The sequence below is a fragment of the Kitasatospora sp. NPDC048722 genome (assembly GCF_040650235.1).
Classification (GTDB): Bacteria; Actinomycetota; Actinomycetes; order Streptomycetales; family Streptomycetaceae; genus Kitasatospora.
Genome location: NZ_JBEZGX010000029.1, coordinates 67,795 through 91,915, shown reverse-complemented (window position 1 = coordinate 91,915; position 24,121 = coordinate 67,795). Strand labels below are relative to the sequence as shown.

The 24,121-nt window shown below is 73.6% G+C and carries 22 protein-coding genes; 8 read left to right on the top strand and 14 right to left on the bottom strand.

Annotated elements, in window-relative coordinates; all coding sequences use genetic code 11:
• Both AB0C76_RS22110 and pknB read left to right on the top strand, forming a co-directional pair.
• Positions 1-798: a thiazole synthase gene (locus AB0C76_RS22110; protein ID WP_359967947.1), complete on the top strand. Its 798-nt coding sequence runs from the start codon at positions 1-3 to the stop codon at positions 796-798.
• An 81-nt stretch (positions 799-879) separates the two neighbouring features.
• Positions 880-2,700: a Stk1 family PASTA domain-containing Ser/Thr kinase gene (gene pknB / locus AB0C76_RS22105; protein WP_359967944.1), complete on the top strand. Its 1,821-nt coding sequence runs from the start codon at positions 880-882 to the stop codon at positions 2,698-2,700.
• A gap of 13 nt (positions 2,701-2,713) precedes the next feature.
• Here pknB and AB0C76_RS22100 read toward each other — a convergent pair whose 3' ends face one another.
• Positions 2,714-3,343, bottom strand: a complete 630-nt coding sequence (locus tag AB0C76_RS22100) for a sulfite oxidase-like oxidoreductase (RefSeq protein WP_359967940.1) — start codon at positions 3,341-3,343, stop codon at positions 2,714-2,716.
• A 220-nt stretch (positions 3,344-3,563) separates the two neighbouring features.
• On the opposite strand from AB0C76_RS22100, the gene bfr reads away from it, so the two are divergent.
• The gene (gene bfr / locus AB0C76_RS22095) at positions 3,564-4,043 is read left to right on the top strand and encodes a bacterioferritin (protein ID WP_218198113.1); all 480 of its coding nucleotides are present in this window, start codon (positions 3,564-3,566) and stop codon (positions 4,041-4,043) included.
• A gap of 13 nt (positions 4,044-4,056) precedes the next feature.
• On the opposite strand, the gene AB0C76_RS22090 is transcribed toward bfr, so the two are convergent.
• Together AB0C76_RS22090 and AB0C76_RS22085 are read right to left on the bottom strand one after the other, a co-directional pair.
• The gene (locus AB0C76_RS22090) at positions 4,057-4,329 is read right to left on the bottom strand and encodes a (2Fe-2S)-binding protein (RefSeq protein ID WP_359967936.1); all 273 of its coding nucleotides are present in this window, start codon (positions 4,327-4,329) and stop codon (positions 4,057-4,059) included.
• 185 nt (positions 4,330-4,514) lie between these two features.
• On the bottom strand, positions 4,515-5,849 hold the full coding sequence (locus tag AB0C76_RS22085; protein ID WP_359967933.1) for a class II 3-deoxy-7-phosphoheptulonate synthase: 1,335 nt from the start codon (positions 5,847-5,849) through the stop codon (positions 4,515-4,517).
• A gap of 307 nt (positions 5,850-6,156) precedes the next feature.
• Here AB0C76_RS22085 and AB0C76_RS22080 point away from each other — a divergent pair, with 307 nt between their 5' ends.
• Complete coding sequence (locus tag AB0C76_RS22080; RefSeq protein WP_359967931.1) at positions 6,157-8,115, top strand: anthranilate synthase family protein; 1,959 nt, start codon at positions 6,157-6,159, stop codon at positions 8,113-8,115.
• A gap of 84 nt (positions 8,116-8,199) precedes the next feature.
• Here AB0C76_RS22080 and AB0C76_RS22075 read toward each other — a convergent pair whose 3' ends face one another.
• From AB0C76_RS22075 to AB0C76_RS22065, 3 genes are all read right to left on the bottom strand, one after another.
• The gene (locus AB0C76_RS22075) at positions 8,200-8,892 is read right to left on the bottom strand and encodes a response regulator transcription factor (protein ID WP_359967928.1); all 693 of its coding nucleotides are present in this window, start codon (positions 8,890-8,892) and stop codon (positions 8,200-8,202) included.
• Entirely contained in the window at positions 8,870-10,036 is a 1,167-nt protein-coding gene (locus AB0C76_RS22070; RefSeq protein ID WP_359967996.1) for a DUF5931 domain-containing protein, read from the bottom strand. Before AB0C76_RS22070 ends, AB0C76_RS22075 begins: the two co-directional genes overlap by 23 nt.
• A 110-nt stretch (positions 10,037-10,146) precedes the next feature.
• Complete coding sequence (locus AB0C76_RS22065; RefSeq protein ID WP_359967925.1) at positions 10,147-10,983, bottom strand: lysophospholipid acyltransferase family protein; 837 nt, start codon at positions 10,981-10,983, stop codon at positions 10,147-10,149.
• A gap of 199 nt (positions 10,984-11,182) precedes the next feature.
• Here AB0C76_RS22065 and AB0C76_RS22060 point away from each other — a divergent pair, with 199 nt between their 5' ends.
• Together AB0C76_RS22060 and AB0C76_RS22055 are read left to right on the top strand one after the other, a co-directional pair.
• Positions 11,183-11,977, top strand: a complete 795-nt coding sequence (locus tag AB0C76_RS22060; RefSeq protein ID WP_359967922.1) for an alpha/beta fold hydrolase — start codon at positions 11,183-11,185, stop codon at positions 11,975-11,977.
• Entirely contained in the window at positions 11,970-12,659 is a 690-nt protein-coding gene (locus tag AB0C76_RS22055; RefSeq protein WP_359967919.1) for a hypothetical protein, read from the top strand. The genes AB0C76_RS22060 and AB0C76_RS22055 overlap by 8 nt, the downstream gene beginning before the upstream one ends.
• Here the strand turns inward: AB0C76_RS22055 and AB0C76_RS22050 are convergent, their stop codons facing one another.
• From AB0C76_RS22050 to AB0C76_RS22030, 5 genes are all read right to left on the bottom strand, one after another.
• Positions 12,660-13,409: an endonuclease/exonuclease/phosphatase family protein gene (locus AB0C76_RS22050; RefSeq protein ID WP_359967916.1), complete on the bottom strand. Its 750-nt coding sequence runs from the start codon at positions 13,407-13,409 to the stop codon at positions 12,660-12,662.
• A 141-nt stretch (positions 13,410-13,550) separates the two neighbouring features.
• Positions 13,551-14,495: an ROK family glucokinase gene (locus tag AB0C76_RS22045; RefSeq protein WP_359967913.1), complete on the bottom strand. Its 945-nt coding sequence runs from the start codon at positions 14,493-14,495 to the stop codon at positions 13,551-13,553.
• Between the two features lie 192 nt (positions 14,496-14,687).
• Positions 14,688-15,146, bottom strand: coding sequence for a DUF5304 family protein (locus AB0C76_RS22040; RefSeq protein WP_359967910.1), 459 nt, complete (start codon positions 15,144-15,146; stop codon positions 14,688-14,690).
• 91 nt (positions 15,147-15,237) lie between these two features.
• Positions 15,238-16,410, bottom strand: a complete 1,173-nt coding sequence (locus tag AB0C76_RS22035) for an ArsA-related P-loop ATPase (protein ID WP_359967907.1) — start codon at positions 16,408-16,410, stop codon at positions 15,238-15,240.
• Between the two features lie 25 nt (positions 16,411-16,435).
• A complete protein-coding gene (locus AB0C76_RS22030) occupies positions 16,436-16,897 on the bottom strand; it encodes an SRPBCC family protein (protein WP_329928380.1) in 462 nt (153 codons plus the stop codon).
• A 335-nt stretch (positions 16,898-17,232) separates the two neighbouring features.
• Here AB0C76_RS22030 and AB0C76_RS22025 point away from each other — a divergent pair, with 335 nt between their 5' ends.
• Positions 17,233-19,026, top strand: coding sequence for a long-chain fatty acid--CoA ligase (locus tag AB0C76_RS22025; RefSeq protein WP_359967904.1), 1,794 nt, complete (start codon positions 17,233-17,235; stop codon positions 19,024-19,026).
• A 64-nt stretch (positions 19,027-19,090) separates the two neighbouring features.
• Here the strand turns inward: AB0C76_RS22025 and AB0C76_RS22020 are convergent, their stop codons facing one another.
• Positions 19,091-20,233 carry a glycosyltransferase family 4 protein gene (locus AB0C76_RS22020; RefSeq protein ID WP_359967901.1) on the bottom strand — a complete coding sequence of 381 codons (1,143 nt, stop codon included), beginning with the start codon at positions 20,231-20,233 and terminating at the stop codon, positions 19,091-19,093.
• Between the two features lie 213 nt (positions 20,234-20,446).
• Here AB0C76_RS22020 and AB0C76_RS22015 point away from each other — a divergent pair, with 213 nt between their 5' ends.
• Positions 20,447-21,808, top strand: coding sequence for a glycosyltransferase family 87 protein (locus AB0C76_RS22015; RefSeq protein WP_359967898.1), 1,362 nt, complete (start codon positions 20,447-20,449; stop codon positions 21,806-21,808).
• Positions 21,809-21,832: 24 nt separating this feature from the next.
• Here the strand turns inward: AB0C76_RS22015 and AB0C76_RS22010 are convergent, their stop codons facing one another.
• Together AB0C76_RS22010 and AB0C76_RS22005 are read right to left on the bottom strand one after the other, a co-directional pair.
• Complete coding sequence (locus AB0C76_RS22010; RefSeq protein WP_359967895.1) at positions 21,833-22,978, bottom strand: hypothetical protein; 1,146 nt, start codon at positions 22,976-22,978, stop codon at positions 21,833-21,835.
• A gap of 38 nt (positions 22,979-23,016) precedes the next feature.
• Complete coding sequence (locus AB0C76_RS22005) at positions 23,017-24,063, bottom strand: NlpC/P60 family protein (protein ID WP_359967892.1); 1,047 nt, start codon at positions 24,061-24,063, stop codon at positions 23,017-23,019.
• Between the last annotated feature and the right edge of the window lie 58 nt (positions 24,064-24,121).

The window sequence follows — 24,121 nt, the reverse complement described above, 5'->3', positions numbered from 1 at the left end:
ATGGCCGACGACCTCCTCACCATCGCCGGGACGACCTTCACCTCCCGGCTCATCATGGGCACCGGCGGCGCCCCCAGCCTGGAGGTCCTGGAGCAGGCCCTGCGGGTCTCCGGCACCGAGCTGACCACCGTCGCGATGCGCCGGGTCGACGCGACCACCCAGGGCTCCGTCCTGGACGTGCTGACCCGCAACGGCATCCGGGTGCTGCCCAACACCGCCGGCTGCTTCACCGCCGGCGAGGCCGTGCTGACCGCCCGGCTGGCGCGCGAGGCGCTCGGCACCGACTGGGTGAAGCTGGAGGTCATCGCCGACGAGCGGACCCTCCTGCCGGACCCGATCGAGTTGCTGGACGCCGCCGAGACCCTCGTCGACGACGGCTTCACGGTGCTCCCGTACACCAACGACGACCCGGTGCTGGCCCGCAAGCTGGAGGACGTCGGCTGCGCGGCGATCATGCCGCTCGGCTCGCCGATCGGCTCCGGCCTCGGCATCCGCAACCCGCACAACTTCCAGCTGATCGTGGAGGGCGCGAACGTCCCGGTCGTCCTGGACGCGGGCGCCGGCACCGCCTCCGACGTCGCCCTGGCGATGGAACTCGGCTGCTCCGCCGTGATGCTCGCCTCCGCGGTGACCCGCGCACAGGACCCGGTCCTGATGGCCGAGGCCATGCGGCACGCCACCGAGGCCGGCCGCCTCGCCCACCGGGCCGGCCGGATCCCGCGCCGCTTCCACGCGGAGGCCTCCTCCGCGATGGCCGGCCGCGCCGACCTCGACACCCGCGAGCACCCGGCGTTCTGAGCCCGCCCCACTTGTCACAAGCCGGTCCCGGAGGCGAAGTCCGCCGGGACCGGCCCCCACCCGCCGCACTACACTCCTCGGGTGGACAAGGCATGGCACGACCCCCTGATCGGTACCCTGCTCGACGGCCGGTACCGGGTCGAGCAGCGGATCGCGACCGGCGGCATGTCCACGGTCTACAAGGGCACCGACACCCGCCTCGACCGCGTGCTCGCCCTCAAGGTGATGCACCCCGACCTCGCCGGGGACGAGGGCTTCACCGCCCGCTTCATCCGTGAGGCCAAGGCCGTCGCCCGCCTCGCCCACCCCAACGTGGTCAACGTCTTCGACCAGGGCGCGGACCACGGAAACGTCTTCCTCGCCATGGAGTACGTGCCCGGCCGCACCCTGCGCGACCTGTTGCGCGACCGCGGCGCGCTGTCGATCCGGGCCGCGCTGGACATCATGGAGCCGGTGCTCGCCGCGCTCGGCGCCGCCCACCGGGCCGGGCTGGTCCACCGCGACGTCAAGCCGGAGAACGTGCTGATCACCGACGGCGGCCTGGTCAAGGTCGCCGACTTCGGCCTGGTCCGGGTCCTGGGCAGCGCCGACGGCGCCCCCACCTCGACGACCACCGCCACCGGCGGCACCGTCATGGGCACCGTCTCCTACCTCGCGCCCGAGCAGATCCTCCCGGACGCCCCCACCGACCAGCGCGTGGACGTCTACGCGGCCGGCATCCTGCTCCACGAGATGCTCACCGGCACGCGCCCGCACACCGGCGACAACCCCGTCCAGGTCATGTACAAGCACCTGCACGAGGACGTCCCCGCGCCGTCGCGCACCGTCCCGACCGTCCCCCCGGCGCTCGACGCGATAGTGCTCGGCGCCTGCGCCCGGACCCCCGACGCCCGCCCGTACGACGCCGTCGAGCTGCTGGCCACCCTCCAGCGGGTCCGCCGCGAGCTCGGCCCGGCCGAGCTGGACGCCGAGCCTCCGGCCTCCACCCGGCCCAGCCCGCGCTACCCGACCGGCGAGCCGACCTCGGTGATCCAGCGCATGCCCCAGGCCGCACCGCAACAGCTGCCGCTCCCCCTGCCCCAGCCGGTCGAGCCGCCCGCGGCCGAGCGCACCAGCGTCCTCGACGTCCCGCCGGACCTGATGGACCAGCTGCTGGTCGAGCCCCGCCCGTACGACGAGCCCACCCCCGTCCGCCCGCCCCGTGCGAACCCGCTGCGCCGCGTCCCGCGCAAGCCGGTGATCTGGGCCTCCGCGCTGACCGTCCTGGTGCTGCTGGTCGGCGGCGTGACGTACGGGCTGTCCGAGTCGCTGTACGGGACGGTGCCCGGGGTGCTCGGCAAGGACCGCGCCGAGGCGCAGCGGATCCTGGACAAGGACGGCATGCACGGGAAGTTCGTGGACGCGTACAGCGAGACCGTGCCGTCCGGCCAGGTGATCTCCACCGACCCCGGGGTGGGCACGCGGTCGCGCAAGAGCGACGCCGTGACGGTCACCGTCTCCAAGGGGCCGCACCGGATCGCCGTGCCGGACGTCACCGGCAAGCCCGCCGACCAGGCCACGTCCGCGCTGACCGGCGCACAGCTGGCGAGGGGCTCGGTGACCGAGACGTACAACGACTCCGTGCCCGAGGGCTCGGTGATCAGCAGCTCGCCGGTGGCCGGCCAGCAGGTGGCGGAGAACACCCCGGTCTCGCTGGTGGTCAGCAAGGGCATGGTTCCGGTGCCGGACGTCACCGGGATGACGAAGGACGCGGCGGAGAAGGCGCTCGCGGCGGCCGGGTTCACGATGCAGGCCACCGGGGTGAACCTGTTCGGCAGCGGCAAGGCGAGCAGCCAGTTCCCGGCGGCCGGCGAGCGGCGACCGCAGCACACCGCGGTGACGGTCAACTTCCCCTTCATCTGAGGGGGTCGGGGGCTCAGCGGAGCGGGCCGTCCCCCGGCTCCTCCTGGTGGGTGAAGCGCTGCTCGCGCCACGGGTCGGCGAGGTTGTGGTAGCCGCGCTCCTCCCAGAAGCCGCGCCGGTCGGCCCGCATGTACTCGACCGCGCGGACCCACTTCGGGCCCTTCCACGCGTACAGCTGCGGAACGACGAGCCGGACGGGGAAACCGTGTTCGGCGGTCAGCGGCTCGCCGTTGCGGTGGGTCGCGAAGAGCGTGCGCGGATCGGCGAAGTCGGCCAGCCGCAGGTTGGCGCTGTAGCCGTACTCGGCCCAGACCATCACGTGCGTGACGCCGGGCGCCGGGGGCACGAGGTCTAGGACGAGGGAGGCCGGGACGCCCGTCCACTCGTTGCCGAGCACCGAGAACTTGGTGACGCAGTGCAGGTCCGCGCGGACGGTGGTGCGGGGCAGGGCGGTGAAGGCCTCGAAGTCCCAGCTGTGCTTCTCCGCCGAGGCGGTCGCGCCGAACACCTGGAGGTCCCAGGTCAGCGGCTTGAAGCGGGGCACGGGACCGTAGTGCAGGGCCGGCCAGCCGCGCTGGACACGCTGCCCCGGGGGGAGCCTCGGGTCAGGCGGCGGAAGCTGTTCTTGTTCGGACTGACCCATGGCTCCATGGTGACAGACGGCGTCCGGCCCCCGGCGCGCGCCCCTTTGGGTGCCCTGCGCGCCCCGCCCGTACGGGTCAACGGCCGACAGTCGTTTCCCCAAATCGGATATTCCGACACATGTCCTAGTGAGTGTGAACTTACTGGAAGTTCGTCCCATTTCGGTGCCAGGATGCGCAGCGCAGCACTCACAGCAGGCCCCAGCGCAGGGAGGCACCGTCATGCAGGGCGATCCAGAGGTCATCGAGTTCCTCAACGAGCAGCTCACCGCCGAGCTGACCGCGATCAACCAGTACTTCCTGCACGCCAAGATGCAGGAGAACTTCGGCTGGACGAAGCTCGCCAAGTACACCCGGCACGAGTCGTTCGACGAGATGAAGCACGCCGAGGTGCTGACCGACCGGATCCTCTTCCTGGAGGGTCTGCCGAACTACCAGCGGCTGTTCCACGTCCGGATCGGGCAGACGGTCAAGGAGATGTTCGAGGCCGACCGCCAGATCGAGGTCGAGGCGATCGACCGGCTCAAGCGCGGGATCGTGGTCATGCGCGCCAAGAACGACGTCACCTCGGCGAACATCTTCGAGGACATCCTCGCGGACGAGGAGCACCACATCGACTACCTCGACACCCAGCTGGAGCTCCTGGAGAAGCTCGGCGAGGCGCTCTACATCGCCCAGCTGATCGAGCAGCCGGAGTCCTGAACCGCCGCGGCGGTCAGGCCGCGCGCAGCGGGAGGACGGGCGCCGGGGCCGGCGCCGGCGCGGCGGGGACCTCGGAGTCCGCGAGGCCGAGCTTGGCGGCCAGCCGTGCGGTCGGGCAGGGCCGGGCGCCGTGCTCGCCGAGCAGCGCCTGTATCCGGCGCACGCACGAGCCGCAGTCGGTGCCGGCCTTGCAGCCCTTGGCGATCTGCCGCGGGGTGTTGGCGCCCCCGTCGATCGCCTTCTTCACCTGGTCCTCGGTGACCGCATGGCACATGCACACGTACATCGCGGTCGCTCCCGGGGGTGTGGTGCAGTGGCTCTCGACTGCAGTGGATCTTGACTAAGGCTTGCCTTAGTTCACTAAGCCTCACCTTACCCGGCGTTCCGGGTACGGAAAAGCCCCTCCGGCCTCGGGAATCCCGAAACCGGAGGGGCCTTCGTCACATCCGGGGGCTACGGCACGTCCGGGGCCTACTGGCCGCGGTACATCTCCGCCACCAGGAACGCCAGGTCGAGCGACTGGCTGCGGTTGAGGCGAGGGTCGCAGGCCGTCTCGTAGCGCTGGTGCAGGTCGTCGACCAGCACCTCGTCGCCGCCGCCGACGCACTCGGTCACGTCGTCGCCGGTCAGCTCCACGTGGATGCCGCCCGGGTGGGTGCCGAGCGCGCGGTGCACCTCGAAGAAGCCCTTGACCTCGTCGAGCACGTCGTCGAAGCGGCGGGTCTTGTGGCCGCTGGAGGCCTCGAAGGTGTTGCCGTGCATCGGGTCGCAGATCCACACCGGCTGGGCGCCGGACGCGGTGACCTTCTCCACCAGGGCGGGCAGGTGGTCGCGGATCTTGCCCGCGCCCATCCGGGTGATGAAGGTGAGGCGGCCGGGCTCGCGCTCCGGGTCCAGCTTCTCGATCAGGGTCAGCGCGTCGTCCACCGAGGTGGTCGGCCCGAGCTTGACGCCGATCGGGTTGCGGATCTTCGAGGCGAACTCGATGTGCGCGTGGTCCAGCTGACGGGTGCGCTCACCGATCCACACCATGTGGCCGGAGACGTCGTACAGCTCGCCGGTGCGCGAGTCCACGCGGGTCATCGCGGTCTCGTAGTCGAGGACCAGCGCCTCGTGCGAGGAGTAGAACTCGACCGTCTTGAACTCCTCCGGGGCGACACCACAGGCGTTCATGAACGCCAGCGCGTTGTCGATCTCCCGGGCGAGCTGCTCGTAGCGCTGGCCGGCCGGCGAGTTGCGGACGAAGTCCTGGTTCCAGGCGTGCACCTGGCGCAGGTCGGCGTAACCACCGGTGGTGAAGGCGCGCACCAGGTTCAGCGTCGCGGCGGACGCGTTGTACATCCGCTTCAGGCGCTCCGGGTCCGGGATGCGGGACTCCGGGGTGAACTCGAAGCCGTTCACCGAGTCGCCGCGGTACACCGGCAGGGTCACGCCGTCCCGGGTCTCGGTCGACTTCGAGCGCGGCTTCGAGTACTGGCCGGCGATCCGGCCCACCTTCACGACCGGCACGGAGGCCGCGTACGTCAGCACCGCGGCCATCTGCAGCAGCGTCTTCAGCTTGTTGCGGATGTGCTCGGCCGAGACGCCGTCGAAGGCCTCGGCGCAGTCACCGCCCTGCAGGAGGAACGCCTCACCACGTGCCACGGCAGCGAGCCTGGCGCGCAGCTGGTCGCACTCGCCGGCGAAGACGAGGGGCGGATAGGAGGCGAGCTCCGCAAGGGTCTTGCGCAGAGCCTCTTGGTCCGGCCATTCAGGCTGCTGCGCCGCGGGCAGGGACTGCCAGGAGTGGAGATTCGTCACGGTCACACGGCCAAGGCTACGGGGTGACACCAGCGATTCGTGACCAATGCCCGATGGGTGAGACACATCTCGGACAAAGAAGTGACCGGGCTCACCCGGTCCGCCCAATCCGCTACGCTCGACCCATGCACGCGCCCCACAACCACTCCTGGTGGTGGGCCTCCCCCTCGGGTGGCCCACCGATCGCGCGTTCCTAGACGAACACGACGGCCGCCCCTCGGGGCGGCCGTCGTGCGTCTGAGCAGACGGCCCCTCCGGGAGCGGAACACCCCAGCACCGCACCCCGCACGTCCTCCCGGAAGGAAGCCGCACCGTGACCACCACCGCCGACCTGCTCGCCCGCCTCACCGGCCCCGACGCCCCGGCCTTCGCCCTGCTGCACCGCCGCACCCCGCGGCTCGCCCCGGACACCGTCGAGGTGCTGCTGGGCACCGTCGGCACGTACGAGCACCTGGCCGACCTGCCGGTCCGCTCCGGCGCGCCGGAGGGCGGCCCGGTCCACGACCTGCTCGCGCTCGTCCCCTACCGGCAGATCCGCGAGCGCGGCTTCGAGGCGCATGACGACGGCACACCGCTCCAGGCCCTCGCGGTGACCGAGCAGTACGCCCTGCCGCTGGCCGAATTCGCCTCCGCGCTACCGCAGTTGCCGGTCACGCTGACGGACGGCTCGTTCGACGTGGACGACGCCGCGTACGCCGACATCGTCCGCCGGGTGATCCGGGACGAGATCGGCAACGGCGAGGGCGCCAACTTCGTGATCCGGCGCGACTTCAGCGCCACCCTCGAGGACTTCTCGCCCGAGCTCGCCCTCACCCTGTTCCGCCGCCTGCTCGACCAGGAGCGCGGCGCGTACTGGACGTTCCTCGTCCACACCGGGGAGCGTCTCGCCGACGGCGAGCCGGGTCGCTGCCTCGTCGGCGCCTCCCCCGAGGTGCACGTCCGGCAGAGCGGCGGCACCGTCGTGATGAACCCGATCTCCGGCACCTACCGCTATCCGGCGGGCGGCTCGGACATCGACTCGCTCCTCCGGTTCCTGCACGATCCGAAGGAGCTGGAGGAGCTCACGATGGTCGTCGACGAAGAGCTGAAGATGATGTGCACCGTCGGCGACCTCGGCGGCCAGGTGCTCGGCCCCCGGCTCAAGGAGATGTCCCACCTCGCGCACACCGAGTACGAACTGCGCGGCCGCACCTCGTTGGACGTCCGGGACGTGCTCCGCGAGACGATGTTCGCCGCCACCGTCACCGGCAGCCCGGTCCAGAACGCCACCCGCGTCATCCGGCGCTACGAGCCCGGCGGACGCGGCTACTACTCCGGGGCGCTCGCCCTCATCGGCCGCTCGGCCAGCGGCGGCCAGCAGCTCGACTCCCCCATCTGCATCCGCACCGCCGACATCGACCCGGCCACCGGGCGCCTCGTCGTGCGGGTCGGCGCGACCCTCGTCCGGCACTCCGACCCGGAGTCCGAGGTCGCCGAGACGCACGCCAAGGCCGCCGGGGTGCTCACCGCGATCGGCGCCCGGCCGGCGCCCACCCGGCTGCCCAACCCGGGCGGGCCGCGCCTCGGCGACGACCACCGCGTCCAGGCCGCGCTCGGCGCCCGGCGCGGCGGCCTCGCGCCGTTCTGGCTGCGGATGCAGGCCCCGGCCGAGATCACCGAGCCCGAGCCGACCCTCGTCGTCGACGGCGAGGACACCTTCACGGCGATGCTCGCCCACCTGCTCACCTCGCTCGGCCACCGGGTCTCGGTCGTCCGCTACGACGAACCCGGGCTGCGCGCCCGGGTCGCCGCCCACCCCGGAGCGCTCGTGCTCGGCCCCGGGCCGGGCGACCCCCGGCTCGCCGACGACCCCAAGATGGCCGTGCTCCGGCCGATCGTCGCCGACGCCCTGGCCGCCGTCCGCTCCGGTGCCCGGACGGCGCCGCTGCTCGCGGTCTGCCTGAGCCACCAGCTGCTCGCCGCCGAGCTCGGGCTCGGGCTGGCGCGCAAGGCCGTCCCGTACCAGGGCGCGCAGGAGACCGTCGACCTCTTCGGAACGAAGCGCACGGTCGGCTTCTACAACACGTTCACCGCGCGCTGCACGGACGCCGACGAGGCCCGGCTCGCCGCCGAGGGCGTCGAACTCGCGCGCGACGCGGCCACCGGCGACGTGCACGCGCTCCGCGGGCGCGGCTTCGCCGGCCTCCAGTTCCACCCGGAGTCGGTGCTGACCCGCGAGGGCGTGGACATCGTCGCCGCCCTGCTCCGCCAGACGGCGGCCGCGCGCCACTGAGGGGGACGGAGGCGGGCCCCGAGCGCATCGTCGCCGGGCCCGCCCCGACCGCCCCGACCCTCCGCCGAACCGCCGGGGCGCCGCTCAGATCTCGTCGTCCAGCCCCTGCTCGATCGCGTACCGCACCAGCTCCACCCGGTTGTGCAGCTGCAGCTTGCCCAGGGTGTTCTGCACGTGGTTCTGCACCGTCCGGTGCGACAGCACCAGGCGCTCGGCGATCTGGCGGTACGACAGGCCCTTCGCCACCAGCCGCAGGACCTCCGTCTCGCGGGCGGTCAGCTGGGGCACGGCCGGGGCGGAGGCCGGGGACGGTTCGGCGGCCAGGCGGCGGAACTCACCGAGCACCAGGCCGGCCAGGCCCGGGGTGAAGACCGCGTCGCCGACGGCCGTGCGCCGCACCGCGTCCAGCAGTTCTTCCCGCCCGGCCGACTTCACCAGGTAGCCGGTCGCGCCGGACTTCACCGCCTCCAGCACGTCCTGGTGCTCGCCGCTCGCCGAGAGCACCAGCACCCGCACCGACGGGTCGTGCGCGACGACCTGCCGGCACACCTCGGCGCCGGGCAGGCCGGGCAGGTTGAGGTCGAGCACGACCACCTGCGGCGTGCAGGCGCGGGCCCGGCGGACGGCCTCCTCGCCCTCGCCCGCGGTGGCCACCACGTCCAGCCCGGCCTCGGCGAGGTCGCGCGAGACGGCGTCGCGCCACATCGGGTGGTCGTCCACGACCATCACCCGCAACGGCCGTTCGGCCGCCGGGTCAGTCGTCGGCTGGTCGGTCATCGGAACCCTTCCTCGGGACGCGCAGTTCGACCTCGACGCCCTCCCCGGGCACCGAGTACAGCTCGGCGGTACCGCCGAGGTCCACCAGCCGGCCGCGGATCGACTGGCTGACGCCGAGCCGTCCGGCCCGCTCCGCCTCGCCGAGCCGCCCGGAGGCGAAACCGGGGCCGTCGTCGCGGATGCTGACGGTGACGGCCTCCGGCTCGTCCTCGACCAGGATCCAGGCGCGGGCGGCGGGACCGGCGTGCTTGCGGACGTTGTCGACGGCGGCGCCGACCGCTGCGGCCAGTTCGCCGACGGCGGGCGCGGGCAGCAGGACGGGCGTGCCGGGGGCGGAGAGCGTGATCCGCTCGTCCGCGTACGGGCGCAGCAGCGCGGTGAGGTCACCCGGCTCCTCCCCGGCCCGCGGCGAGCGCCGGGCGGGGACCGGGCCGCCGGTCATCAGCGTCCGCAGTGCGCGCTCCTGTTCGCCCGCGAGACGGCCGAGCTCGGCGAAGTCGGCGCTGCCGCCGGGGTGTTCGGCCTGCTCGGCGCCCCGGCGCTGGACCAGCGCGAGCACCTGGAGGACTCCGTCGTGGATGTCCCGGGAGAGCCGCTCGCGCTCGCGGGTCGCGGCCTCGACCTGGAGGGCGCGGGTGAGCGCGGCCTCGCTGGCGCGGGCGAGTTCGATGACGTAGCCGATCGCGCAGCCGGCCACCATCAGCAGCACGATGTTGTGGACGTTGTCGGCGGTGATGCCGCCGTGGCCGAGGATGTTGGCGACGCCGATCACCGAGCCGGACGCCGCGGCCCAGCGCCAGCCGCCCTTCCCGGCGAAGCCGAGCACCGTGCCCGCGGCCCAGATCGTCGGCAGGGTGGTCGAGCCGTGGCTGATCCGGACCGGGTCGTCGGTCTGGCCGCTCATCACGATGCCGGTGACGGCCATCGCGAGGTCGGTGCCGAGGACGTACCACGTGCAGCGCTGCGGGCCGGCGAAGGCCCGGGTGCTGGCGAGGGTCCAGAGGGTGAGCGCGCCCAGGTAGATCCAGCCGGCGACGGGGTGCAGGACGTGCAGGTAGGAGTGGAAGTAGCGGAGCAGGGCGTAGCAGAGGGCGAGGACGCGGAAGTAGGACATCGCCCGCCAGAGCGGGAGTTCGACCGACATTCCGCCGGCCGCGACGGTGCCGCCGAGCCCCGTGCCTCCGGCGCCGACCGCCCCGGTTCTGCCGCCGTCCGTCATCCGCCCGCCCCTCCCCTGGGCCTCCGGGTGGTCCGTCAGGCCGACCCGGTGTCCTTCTGCTCCTGCGCCTTCTCCGCCTCGGCGGCCCTCTCGGCCTCCGCGGCCTTCTCCGCCTCGGCCGCCTTCTCCGCCTCGGCCTTCTCCGCCTTGGCGGCGGCCTTGCGCTCGGCGTCGGCGCGCTTCTTGTCGTCGGAGATCTGCCGCTTGGCGGCCGTCGCGTAGATGTCGACGTACTCCTGGCCCGAGAGGCGCATGATCTCGTACATCACCTCGTCCGTCACCGAACGGAGGATGAAGCGGTCGTTCTCCATGCCGTGGTAGCGGGAGAAGTCCAGCGGGCGGCCGATCCGGATGCCGGGGCGGATGCCGAAGTTGGGGACGACCTGGCCGGGCGGCTGCACCTTCTCGGTGTCGATCATGGCGACCGGGATGACCGGCGCGCCGGTGGCCAGCGCGACGCGGGCCAGGCCGCCGACCTTGCCGCGGTACAGCTTGCCGTCGGGCGAGCGGGTGCCCTCGGGGTAGACGCCGAAGAGCTCGCCGCGGTCCAGGACCGCGATCGCGCTGCGGATCGCGGCCTCGCCGGCGCCGCGCACCCCGGATCGGTCGACCGGCAGCTGGCCGACGCCCTTGAAGAAGGCGGCGGTCAGCCGGCCCTTGAGGCCCGGTGTGTTGAAGTACTCGGCCTTCGCGATGAAGGTGACCCGGCGCTTGATCAGTGCCGGGAAGAAGAACGAGTCCGAGAAGGACAGGTGGTTGCTCGCGATGATCGCCGCACCCTCGGTGGGGATGTTCTCCTCACCCTCGATCCACGGCCGGAAGAAGATCCGAAGCAGTGGCGCGACGATCATCTTCATCAGTCGGTAGAACAACCCGGGCCTCCTGTATTGCGGACCGGTCGATCCTAATGCCCCGTGAGCGCGGCCCGCGCCCCGCCCCGCTCGCCGGGTGGGCGCGGGCCGCACGCCCGGGGGTGTACGACCCGGCGGAGTGCGTGGGACGATGCGAATTCCGCAGCCTCCAGTTCCAGCGTCCCCTCCCCCAGCGCCGCCGCCCGTGAAGGAGCCCGCCATGCCGTTGCTGCCCGGTGCCGAACCGTACCGCCACCGGGGCGGACCGGTGGGGGTGCTGCTGTGCCACGGCTTCACCGGGTCGCCGCAGTCGATGCGCCCGTGGGCGGAGCAGCTGGCGGCGGCCGGGTTCACGGTCTCCCTGCCGCTGCTGCCGGGGCACGGCACCCGTTGGCAGGACATGCAGGTCACCCGGTGGGAGGACTGGTACGCCGAGGTCGACCGGGAGCTGCGGGTGCTCGCCGAGGAGTGCGAGCAGGTCTTCGTCTTCGCGCTGTCGATGGGCGGTGCGCTGGCCCTGCGGCTGGCCGCGCTGCACGGCCCGACGGTCTCCGGACTGGTGCTGGTCAACCCGTCGGTGCGCTCGGACAACCCCGCGAGTGTGCTGCTTCCGGTGCTGCGCCACCTCGTGCCGAGCGTCCCGGGGATCACCGACGACATCGCCCGGCCCGGCGTCACCGAGGGCGGCTACGACCGGACGCCGCTGAACGCCGCCTGGTCCCTGGGCAAGCTGTGGCAGGAGGTCCAGCGGCGGCTGCCGGAGGTGACCCAGCCGGTGCTGCTGTTCCGCAGCCCGCAGGACCACGTGGTCTCGCCGGCCAACTCGGCACTGGTGCTGGCCCGGATATCCTCGACCGACGTGACGGAGCGGCTGTGCCAGCGCAGCTTCCACGTCGCGACGCTGGACCACGACGCGGCGGAAATATTCAGGGGCGGCCTGGACTTCATCCGACGGCTGGCTCCCGCGCACGCGGCGGGCGTCAACCGGGTCGAATCCGACGATCACCATGGCTGAAGGGCCGGAAGTGCACGAGAGCAGCACGGCGGGCGGCGGGGACGAGGCACCCCGCGAGGACGGCGCGACCGACGAGGCGACGAACCACACGACCGGGAGCGGCGCCGACGGCGGCCCGGTGGCGGACGCGGCCGGCGAGGCCCCCGCGGAACCCCGGCCGCGGCGCGCGCCCGAGCGCAGCCAGGCCGAACAGGACGAGATCTTCGCCGCCCTGGTGGCCCAGTTCGACGACCCCGTCGACCTGAACAACCCGAACTGGCCGGAGATCGAGAACCTCCGGGCCCGGGGCGAGCTGAAGGGCGGCCGCAAGGACGGCGCCCCCGACGACCTCTCCGACCTGGCCCCGCAGCCCCGCTCCCGGTCGGGCGGCCCGGTGCTGCCGGCCGCCGGCGGGGGCCCGCGCGACTTCGAGCTGTCCGAGGAGACGGACGAGGGCCACTACATCCCGCCGGAGCCGGAGCCGCTGCCGCCGGCGGACGTGACCACCAAGTTCGCGTGGCTCGCGGTGCTCGGCGGCCCGGCACTGCTGCTGTTCGACGCGGTGGTGTGGCGGGAGATCTCCGGCTGGCCGGCCTGGGTCGGGTTCAGCGCCTTCCTGGGGGGCTTCGTCACCCTGGTGGTCCGGATGAAGGACCGCGACGAGGACGAGCCGGAGGACCCGGACCACGGCGCGGTCGTGTAGCTAGGCCGCGGGGATCTCCAGCACGGCGAGCACCGGCAGGTGGTCGGTCGCGGCCCGCAGGTCCGCCTCGGTGACGCCGGGCAGCCTGTGCGGCACGCCGCAGGCGAGCACGGTGATCCCGGGCGTGGCGAAGACGGCGTCGATCCGCTGGTAGGGGCGCTCCGGGACCGACGTGAACTCGCCGCCCCAGGGCGCCGTGACGTGCCCGTCCTGGAGCCGAGAGGCCAGCAGCCGCCACCCCTTGCCGTCCGGGTGCTCGTTGAAGTCGCCCGCGATGACGCCGAGTTCGGCGATCCCGAGCTGGTCGAGCAGCAGCTCGAACTGCCCGTACCGCTCGTCGGCGTCCAGGCTCAGGTGGCAGCTGGTGACGGTGAACGGTGCCGAACCGGGCAGCCGCAGCAGCGCGGTGGCGAAGCCGCGGGCGTGCAGGCCGCGGGTCTTGGGCAGGAAGCGGTCGTGCACGCCGAGCACCTCGACGGCACCGGGCCGGCCGAGCAGCAGCGGCCCGGCCGCCGTCCGGCCGCCGCCGGCGAGGACGGCCGTCCCGGTGCGCCGCGCGAGCCACCCGGCCTGGCCCTCGGGGCGCCAGTAGCGCGGCGATTCCTGGATGCAGACGACGTCCGGCTCGCACGCCCGGATCACCCGGACGAGTGCTTCGCGGTCGTCGCGCAGCGAGCGGACGTTGTAGCCGAGCAGCCGCAGTCGGCGCGGGCCGGGCCCGGGCAGCGGTGCGGTGGGTGCCGTCGTCATGTTCCTCCCCGTCCGTGATCGGTGGGACCGACCGTACGGCAGCCCCGGGACGTGCGACGGCGGCGGCGCGTCCGGAGTTGGTCGGGGTCCGGTCGCACCGCCGCCGGCGGGCTCTTCTCTACTTCGAGCGGGTGGGGCGGGTCAGACGGTGCGGGCGAGGTCGGCCGCGCCGGCGATGCCGGCGGCCGAGCCCATCGAGGCCAGGACGACCTCGGCGCGCGGGCGGTGCACGCCGCCGGTCAGGTAGTGCTCGAAGGCCTTGGCGACCGGGTCGAGCAGCAGGCGGCCGGAGTCGGAGACGCCGCCGCCGAGGACGAAGACGCCCGGGTCGAAGAGCGCGGCGAGGTCGGCCATGCCGCGGCCCAGCCAGTCGGCGAGCTCGGCGTAGCACTCCAGGGCGAGCGGGTCGCCCGCCTCGGCGGCCTCGGTGATGTGGATGCCGCGGATGGTCTCGGCGACGCCGTCGTTGAGCTCCAGCATCCGCCGGCCCCGGACCGGGTCGGCGGCGGCCTTCTCCCGGCCGTAGCGGCGCAGCGAGCGCCCGGAGCCGTACTGCTCCCAGCAGCCCTTGCCGCCGCAGCCGCAGGGCAGGCCGTCGGGGACCATGTTGAGGTGGCCGATCTCGCCGGCCACGCCGAACCGGCCGCGGTGCAGCCGGCCGTCGAGGACGATGCCGCCGCCGATGCCGGTGCCGACGGTGATCAGGACCATGTCCTCGTGGTCGGCGGCGGCGCCGAAGCGGAACTCGGCCCAGGCGGCGCAGTTGGCGTCGTTCTCCACGACGGTGTCGAGGCCGGTGAGCTCCTCGATCCGGCTGCGCAGCGGCTCGTTCTCCCAGTCGATGTTGGGCGCGAAGATCACCGTGGAACGGTTGCGGTCGACGAAGCCGGGGGCGCCGACGCCGACGGCGGTGACGTCGGGGTGCTGCTCCTTGAGCTCGCGCACGGCCTGCGCGATGGCGTCGACGGCCCACTGGGGGTCGGCCGGGGTGGGCACCCTGGTCCTGGCGAGGATCGCACCCGCCTCGTCGACCACACCTGCCGCGATCTTGGTCCCGCCGACATCGACGCCGATGGTCAGAGCCATGTGTCCCTCAGCTATTCACTCGTTCCCGCTGGACGGAACGGTACCGCCCAAACACGCCCTCGTACACAGCCTCGCATACATTAGCCGAAGACAATCCTGGACAAACCGGGCCGGGACACTTCAAAAGTCTTACGAATATGCCCGGTTCGTCACGCACGGGGATGATGTCGTCACCCCTCAGGGGTTACGGATTCACTGCTTGGTGGACGGCTCGTCGGGGCTGTCGAGGTCGATCCGCTCGGTGGCGGCGGCGTCGCCGGCGGTCCAGCGGCGCTCGTGGCCGGCCACGGCGGCGCGGTAGGCCGCCAGCAGTTCGGCGCCGGCGGCGGCGAGCCCGGAGCCGGCGGCCGCGAGGTGCCCGTAGACCTCCGGCTTCTGCTCGCGCAGCCGGTCGGCGAAGCCGGCCAGGGTGATCAGGGTGTCCGCGCTCGCCTCCTGGGCCTTCTGGCCGACGGCTCCGGCGAACCGGCGCACCTCGTCCACCAGCGGGCCGAGCTCCGGGCCGAAGGGGTGGGCCTGCGCGTCCCCGGGACCGCCCGCCGCGCCGTTCGCGTCGGCGTCCGCCGGCCCGTTCGTCGCCTCGCCCGCCGGCCTGCTCGTCGCGTCGTGCGTCGGCTCGTGCGTCGGCTCGGTGCGGTCGGTGCTGGTCATCGCGGGGCCTCCTCTGCTGCGGCCGCACCCCGCGGCCACCGGCCACCGACGCTACCCGAGGCGCGACGCGGCCCCGCGACGCAGGAGCCCGTCAGCCCCGGGGCCAGAGCGCCGGATCGGGCGCGAACCGCACCGTGAGCACCCCGTCGGTCAGCCCCGCGCCCGCGACGGTGCAGCGGCGCAGCGCCGACGGCAGGGTGAGCACCCGGCGGTGGGCGCCGAGGCCGACCACCAGCTCGTCGCCGCGGCGCACGAGGTCGAGGTCGGCCCGCTCGGCGCCCGGCAGCGCGAGGTGCCACAGCAGCAGGCCCTCCTCGGCGAGCCGGTCCTCCACCGGCCAGGGCTCGGCGGCGAGCGGCTCGGGGCCGGGCCCGTCCCCGTAGAGGCGGTCGGCGACGGCCTCCAGGGTGACGTCGGCGAGCCCGGTGACGAGGACGGGGGCGTCGCTCGCCGCGGCCAGCGCGGCCAGCTCCTCGCGGCGGCGCCCGGCCAGCGCGGCCAGCCACGGGTCGGGCGACTCCGACGCGGCGTCCGGCAGCGCGCCGTGCACCACGACGGCGTCCGGCCGGTGCCCGTGCAGGGCCAGCCCGGCCCGGATCCGGCGCAGGTCGTCGAACGGATGGCCGTCGGCCGACACGACCAGGCGGACGCTGGTGCCGGGCGAGTTGATCGCGGCCCGGGACTCGGCGAGCACGCCGGCGGCCTTGCCGCGGCTCTCGTACAGCCAGTCGGCGGGCATCGGGACGCCGGCCAGTCCGGCCAGCAGCGGGCGCAGCGCCCGGGCGGCCTGGCGCTGCTCGGGGACCAGCCGGTCCAGGTAGCGCTCCAGCTGCTCCGGCAGGGCGAGGGCGCCGATCAGCTCGGCGGGCGGCGGGGCGAGCACGACCAGGACGTCCCCGTCGGCGGCGGGCAGGGCGCGCAGCAGGGCGATCCGGGCGATGCCCGGGAGGGCGGTGAGCTCCTCGGGGTCGAGCGGCTCGGCGCCGAGCAGGTCGAGGGCGGGCTTGAGGCGCCCGGCGATCTCGCCGAGGGCGTGCCGGAAGGCGGCCTGCTCGTCGATCCGGGAGACGGTCAGGCCGGGCGCGTACCGCAGCGGTTCGGGTTCCAGGCGGACACCGAGCACGGAGTCCAGCGCCCGGTGCGGATCGTCGGCGGCCAGCAGCCAGACCTGCCGGCCGCCGCGGGCGGCGTGCAGGGCGGTGGCGGCGGCCACCGCGGGCGCGCCCGCGTCGCCGCTGACCAGGATGGTGCGTGTCGCCGTCATGCCGTCGAGCCCCCGTTCCGCGCCGTCAGCCCTGGGCGGGCTTCTTGCCGCCGCCGTCCTCGACGCGCTTCTTCAGGCCGGCCAGCGCGCGGTCGATGATGACCTTCTCGGCCTTGCGCTTGATCATGCCCAGCATCGGGATCTTGACGTCCACGGCGAGCTGGTACGTGACCTCGGTGCGGTCGGCGCCGAGCGGGGCGAGGGTGTAGGAGCCGTCGAGCGAGCGGAGCATCTGGCTGCGCACGAGGGTCCAGCTCACCTCGCGGTCGCCGTCCCAGGTGTAGGCGAGGACGTGCTCGTCGCGGATGGCGCCGGCGTCGAGCAGCAGGCGGACCTTCGAGGCGCGGCCGTCCTCGGCGGCCTCCAGGACCTCGATCTCCTTGACCTCGCCGGTCCAGGCCGGGTAGGCGGCGAAGTCGGCGATCACGGCCATGACCGTGGCCGGGGTCGCGTCGATGGTGATGCTCGACCTGGTGTGCTCCGCCATGGAATGGCCCTCCGACTCAGTCCCTCTGCCTGCCGCTCCGGTCGAGGCGTGCTCGCCCGGGTGCGCCCGGAGCAGGCTATCGCGACCGGCGATCGACTCGGCCGCACGGGCACCGGGCGACGGACGGCGGACGCCCGCGGGCACCCGGCGGCGGCGCATGTTACCGGCCGGTCGCCCGGCCCTGCCGTAGGGTGCCAGTCGAACGACCCGGTCACGGCCTGGTCCGACCCGGCCGGGTGTGACACTTCGAACACCGGAGCCGACCCCCCTGGTCGAAGCTGCCTACCGGGCAGTAACGTCCTGCCGTCCCGCAGCGTCGCGAACGAGGAGCAGTCTTGCTCGACTTCAGCCTTCCGGCCCTCTATCAGGTACCGAGCGGCGGTAACCTCTCCGACCTCGTGCACCAGAACGCCGAGCGGTACCCGGACGTCGTGGTGCTCAGCCGGAAGGTGGACGGCCGCTGGCAGGAGTTGACCGCGACCCAGTTCCTGGTCGAGGTGCACGCGGCGGCGAAGGGCCTGATCGCCTCGGGCATCCGGCCCGGCGACCGGGTGGGCGTCATGTCCCGCACCCGGTACGAGTGGACGCTGCTGGACTTCGCGATCTGGACGGCCGGCGCGATCACCGTGCCGGTCTACGAGACCTCGTCCGCCGAGCAGGTCGAGTGGATCCTCGGCGACTCCGGCGCGGTCGCCGTGTTCACCGAGACCGGCCAGCACCTCAAGGTGGTCGAGGAGGTCCGCGGCCGGCTGCCGGAGCTGGAGCACGTCTGGCAGATCGAGGGCGGCGCGATCGCCGCGCTGGCCGAGGCGGGCGAGGGCGTCGCGGACGCGACCGTCCAGGAGCGCCGCTCGACCGCCACCGAGGACTCGATCGCCACCATCGTCTACACCTCGGGCACCACCGGCCGCCCGAAGGGCTGTCAGCTGACGCACGGCAACTTCCTGGCCGAGTGCGGCAACATCGTCGAGCGCCTCGCCCCGCTGTTCCGCACCGGCGAGAGCTCCGTGCTGCTGTTCCTCCCGCTGGCGCACGTGCTCGGCCGGATCGTCGAGATCGCCCCGGCGATGGCCCCGATCAAGCTGGGCCACGTCTCCGACATCAAGGACGTCACCGCCGAGCTGGCCTCCTTCCGCCCGACCCTCATCCTCGGCGTGCCGCGGGTGTTCGAGAAGGTCTACAACACCGCCCGCGCCAAGGCCCAGGCCGACGGCAAGGGCAAGATCTTCGACAAGGCCGCCGCGACCGCGATCGCCTACAGCCGCGCCCTGGACGCCGGCGGCGCCGGCCTCGGCCTGCGGATCAAGCACGCGGTCTTCGACAAGCTGGTCTACAGCAAGCTGCGCGCCGCCCTCGGTGGCCGGGCCACCCACGCCATCTCCGGCGGCGCCCCGCTCGGCGAGCGCCTCGGCCACTTCTACCGCGGCATCGGCTTCACCGTCCTGGAGGGCTACGGCCTGACCGAGACCTGCGCGGCCACCGCCTTCAACCCGTGGGACAAGCCGAAGATCGGCACGGTCGGCCAGCCGGTGCCCGGCGCCTCCGTGCGGATCGCCGAGGACGGCGAGGTCTTCTTCAAGGGCCCGCACGTCTTCACCGGCTACTGGAACAACCCGCAGGCGACCGCCGACAGCCTCAAGGACGGCTGGATGGCCACCGGCGACCTCGGCTCGCTGGACTCCGAGGGCTACCTGACCATCACCGGCCGCAAGAAGGAGATCATCGTCACGGCGGGCGGCAAGAACGTCGCCCCGGCGGTGATCGAGGACCGGATCCGGGCGCACGCGCTGGTCGGCGAGGTCATGGTGGTCGGCGACCGCAAGCCCTTCATCGGCTGCCTGATCACCGTCGACCCGGACTTCTTCCCCAAGTGGAAGGAGCTCAACGGCAAGCCCGCCACCGCGACGGTCGCCGAGCTGCGCGAGGACCCGGACCTGCTGGCCGCGCTCCAGACCGCGGTCGACGACGGCAACGCGGCCGTCTCGCACGCCGAGGCGGTCAAGAAGTTCCGTCTGCTGGACACCGAGTTCTCCGAGGAGAGCGGCCACCTCACGCCGTCCCTGAAGCTCAAGCGCAACGTCGTCCTGAAGGACTTCGCGGCCGACGTCGAGGCGATCTACCAGAAGTAGCCGCCCCGGACGCGCGAACGGGCCCGCCTCCCGGAAGGAGGCGGGCCCTCGCCGTCCGTGCCCGCTACCGCTCCACCGCGAGCAGCGAGGTCAGCCGCCCGGCCAGCAGGTCCCAGCGCCAGGAGCGCTCCACCCAGCGCCGCCCGGCCTCGCCCATCCGCCGCCGCAGCTCCTCGTCGTGCAGCAGCCGGACGATCCGCTCGGCCGCCGTGGACGCCGAGCCGCCCGGCACGACGTACCCGGTCTCGCCCTCCAGCACCGCGTCCGGCGCGCCGCCGGAGTCGCCGGCCACGACGGGCAGGCCGGTCGCCGAGGCCTCCAGGTAGACGATGCCGAGGCCCTCGACGTCGAGCCCGCCGCGTCGCGTCCGGCAGGGCATCGCGAAGACGTCCCCGGCTCCGAAGTGGGCGGGCAGCTCCTCCCACGGCACCGAGCCGGTGAAGCGCACCGAGGCGCGCACGCCCTTGGCGTCGGCCAGCTTCTCCAGGTCCGCCCGGTACGGGCCGCCGCCGACGATCAGCAGCACCGCGTCCGGCACGTCGGCGAGGATCTGCGGCATCGCCTCGATCAGGGTGTCCTGGCCCTTGCGCGGCACCAGGCGCGAGACGCACACCACCACCGGCCGGTCCGCCAGCCCCAGTCGGCGGCGCACCTCGGCGCCCCCGGAGGCCGGGTGGAACGTCGACTCGTCCACTCCCGGCGGCAGCTGCACCATCCGGCCGGCGGCCTCCGGTCCCACCGCGCCCCCGATCCGGGAGCGGGTGTACTCGCCCAGGTACGTCAGCACGTCGGTGCCCGCGCCGATCCGGCGCAGCAGCTGCCGGGCGGCCGGCAGCTGGGCCCAGGCGGCCTCGTGCCCGTGCGTCATGCCCAGCAGCCGCCCGGCCCCGGCGCGGCGCAGCGCGGGCGCCATCAGGCCGAGCGGCGCGGCGGCGCCGAACCAGACCGAGTCGCACTTCTCCGCACGGAGGATCTCGGCGGCCCGCCGGGTGACCCGCGGTGTGGGAACCATCACCTTCGTCCGGTCCCGGATCACCGGGAACGGCTGCTCGGCGTCGAAGCGCGCGACCTCGGCGCCGTCGCGCCAGGTCGAGGCGTAGACCACGATGCTCCCGGCCGGCTGACGGACGGCCATGTTGTGCACGAAGGCCTGGATGCCGCCGGGTCGCGGCGGGAAGTCGTTGGTGACGATCAAGGTTCTGTGCATCAGGCCACGGCTCGCTCGGTCGGGGGGTGCTCGGTGTACCGCTGGGTGATCCGTACGATAGGTCAACACCATGACCCGCCGGGAACGGAACCGCGCACGGCAACCGTTCCACCCCCGGGTCAGTCCTAGTACCTGAGCCGCTGAGGACGGCGGCCCGGGCGTCCGTCGCGCGACGCCTCCGGTGGGGACGTCCGAGACGAACGAGGGAGCGCTGTGGAGTTGGCCCCGGCCATCGAGACCGGTACTTCCCGTGCCCGCACGGGCCGCCCGCTCGGGGCGCTCGCGGCACTCGTCGCCACCTGGGCGGCCACCCGGACGCTGCTGGTGCTGTTCGTGACCGGTGTGCTGCGCTCGCCGGGCGGCGACGTCACCGCGGACGTCTGGATGATCTACCACGCCTGGTACGGCGTCCTGCAGACCGGCACCTTCCCGTTCGACGACGTCACCTGGCAGTACCCGCCCGGCGCCGCCCTGGTGATCCTGCTGCCCGGCCTGCTGCCGTGGTCGTACGTGGTCTCGTTCTGGGTGATCTGCGGGGTCGCAGACGCCCTCGTGATGGCCCTGCTGGTCCGCACCGGCCTGCGCCGGGGCCGGGCGCTGACCGGCGCCTGGCTGTGGGTGGTGGCCGTGCCGCTGCTCGGCCCGATGATCTACAACCGCTTCGACATCATCGTCACCGCGATCGCCGTGGCCGGCCTGCTGGCGCTGATCCGCCGCCCGGCCGTCGGCGGGATGCTGCTGGGCCTCGGCGGGATCGTCAAGATCTGGCCGCTGCTCGGCCTGATCGGCACCCCTTCCGGCCGCCGCACCGGCCGTTCCTGGACGCTCGCGGCGGCCACCGCCGTCTCGCTGGGCTTCCTGCTGGCCGCCGGGATGAACGGCGCCTTCGGGTTCCTGGCGTTCCAGAAGGACCGCGGCGTCGAGGTCGAGTCGCTCGGCGCGCTGCCACTGCACTACGCGCGGATCGCGGGCGGCTGGAACGGCCGGGTGACGATGAACTACGGCTCGGCCGAGATGCTCGGGCCGTGGGTCACCGTCGTCAGCAAGGTCATGATGGCCGGCACCGTGCTGGGCTTCGCGTGGCTGCTGCTCTGGCGCTACACCGCCAAGCGCCGCAACGCGGCCACGATGTACGACGCGGCGCTGACCGCGCTGCTGATCTTCACCGTCACCAGCCGGGTGATCAGCCCGCAGTACCTGGTCTGGCTGATCGGCGTCGCGGCGGTCTGCCTGACGGTCCGCGGCAGCAGCCAGCGGCCGGTGGCGTTGCTGATCCTGCTCGCGGCGCCGCTGACGCTGCTCGAATTCCCGCTGATGTTCACCCAGGTCCTCGCGAGCGACCCGGTGGCCATCGCCGTCCTGTCCGCGCGCAACCTGCTCCTGCTGGCGGCGACGGTCCTGTCCTGCGTCCGTCTCTGGCGCTCCACGCGCGGCGCGGACCGGCTGCCGCCGACCGTGGTGCTGACGCAGCCGGAGCCCGTCCCGGCCGGCTCCTACCCGGTCCGCCCGGGCATCGCCTACGAGCAGGACCTGCTCGACGGGATCGACCGGCCCAACACCCCGGCCGGGCGCTAGTGCCGTGGCCGCCGGCGCCCCGTCCTAGGCGTTGAGGGCGGCCACCTCGGCCAGCCACAGCCGCGTGAACTCGTCCTTCCCGACGCCCAGTTCGGCCCGGAACAGCCGGTCCATCCGCTGGTCGCGATCCTCCCCCGCGCCGTCCGCCCCGCCCACCGCCCGGTAGAACGCGACCAGGCGGTCGGTGCCGAAGCGGGCGGCGATCAGCCGGCAGGCGAGCCAGGCCTGCTCGTAGGCCTGGGCGATGCCGGTGGCGCCCGCGGCGAAGTCGCGATCGGCGGGCAGCGCCGTGGGCGCCCTCCCGGCGGCCACGTCCCGGGCCAGCTCGGGGACGATCTGCCGGTCCGTGCGGCCGGAGTCGCGGTAGGCCGTCCAGTCGGCGACGCCCTCGGAGAGCCACAGCGGCGTCCAGGCCCGGGTGTCGGCCCGGGTCGCGACGTGGGTGGCCTCGTGGGTGACGACGACCTGGCGACCGAAGTCGCTGAGCCGCCCGAACGCCTCGGGGTTGATCAGCACCCGGTCGGCCGGGGTGTGCGAGGGCGCCCCGGGGGCGGCCACGGTGACCGCCGCCATGCCCGTCCAGCCGGCTGGGTCGGCCTCCAGCAGGCGGGCGAACTGCGGCTCGGTGGCGGGCAGTTCCAGCAGCAGTCGGCCCGCCCAGCCGGTGCCCCAGACCGCGCTCACCGCGGGGACGGCACGGTCGCCGATCGCGGCCGGCCCGGCCGGGTCCGGTCCGGTGGCAAGGCCGAGCACCAGGCACTGCGCGCCGCGCGCGGACCGTCCCGGCCCGAAGTCCCAGAGCGCCGGCGGCCCGCTCGCGGCGTCCTCGCGCTCGACCCGCCAGCCGCCGGCCCGCGTCAGCGTGAGGCGGCGGGGGAAGACGGCGGGGTACTCGTCGTAGCCGGTGACCCGGACGTCCAGGTCGGCCGTGGCGGTCAGCCGGCCGGGGCCCGTGCCCGGGGAGACGACCAGGTTGCGGTAGCCGGCGGTCAGCGGCAGTCCGGTGGTCGCCGGCAGCTCGCGCGCGCGTTCGTCCAGCACCGCCGCCACCTCGGTCCGCTCGTCCGCCCCGGCGAACCCCCGGCCGGTCGCCGAGGGGGCGACGGGCGGCAGCGACAGCTGGGTCAGCCCTCCGGCGGCGAGCAGCAGGGCGCCGCGCCGGGACAGCACGCAGGGCCGTATCGCGTCCGGTCCGGACGGGGTCGGGCTCAGAGCCGGACCACCCCCGCGACGGGCATCGCGTTGACGCTCTCGTACCGCACCCTGGCCCCCGGGTACGGGGCGTGCACGATCACCCCGCCGCCGGCGTACATGCCGACGTGGTGCATGTCCCGGTAGAAGATCACCAGGTCTCCCGGTCGCGCTTCGGACAGGCTCACCCGCTGGCCGGCGTAGGCCTGGGCCTGCGAGGTGCGCGGCAGGCTCACTCCGGCCTGCCGCCAGCTGTAGTACATCAGACCGGAACAGTCGAACGCGCGGGGGCCGGTGGATCCGTACACGTACGGCGACCCGATCATCCGCACCGCCGCCGCGAGCGCCGCCGCCCCGCGCTCGGAGGCGGGCGGGGTGGTGCCGAGGTCCAGCCGGTCGGTGCCGCGGGTGGCGCGCTGCTCGGCCTCCTGGGCGTCCTGCGCGGCCATCCGGGAGCGCTCGGCGGCGCCCAGGCTGTTGAGCAGCCGCTGGGCCTTGGCCAGCCGCTGCTGGATCTCCTGCTTGCTGTCGGCGAGCGTCCGGCGGGCCTGGTCCAGCTCGGCGAGCTTGGCGGCGGTCTCGGTGCGGCGCTGGTCGAGCCCGCGCTGACGGGACACCAGCTCGTGCAGGGTCTCGTTCTGCCGCTCGGTCGCCTGGTCGAGGCTCCGGGCGCGGGCGAGGTAGCCCTCCGGGTCGGTGGCGAGCATCAGCTGGACGGTCTGCGCCATGCCGCCGGAGCGGTACTCGGCGCCGGCCACGGTGGCGAGGTCGCCGCGCAGCTGGTTGAGCTGGTCCTGGGCGGCGGCGATCTCGCCCTGGAGGACGGTCGTCTCGCCCTGGAGCCGCTGCTGGGCCTCCTGAGCGGCGTTGTACTTCTCCGACGCCTGTTCGGCCTCGTTGTACAGCTGCTCGACCTGCGCCTTGACGTCCTTGCGGCTGGACGCGTCCGGGTTGCCGGGGGCGGCCTGGGCGCTGCCGCCCGTCGTGACGCCCAGGGCGGTGGTGGCGGCAGCGGTCAGCACCAGCGCACGGGCGAGCAGTTGGGAACGGCGGTGCACGGGCATGGCGGCGGCTGCTCCAATCCTGCGGACCGGTCCCGCCGCCGCACCCAAGCGGGCGGTC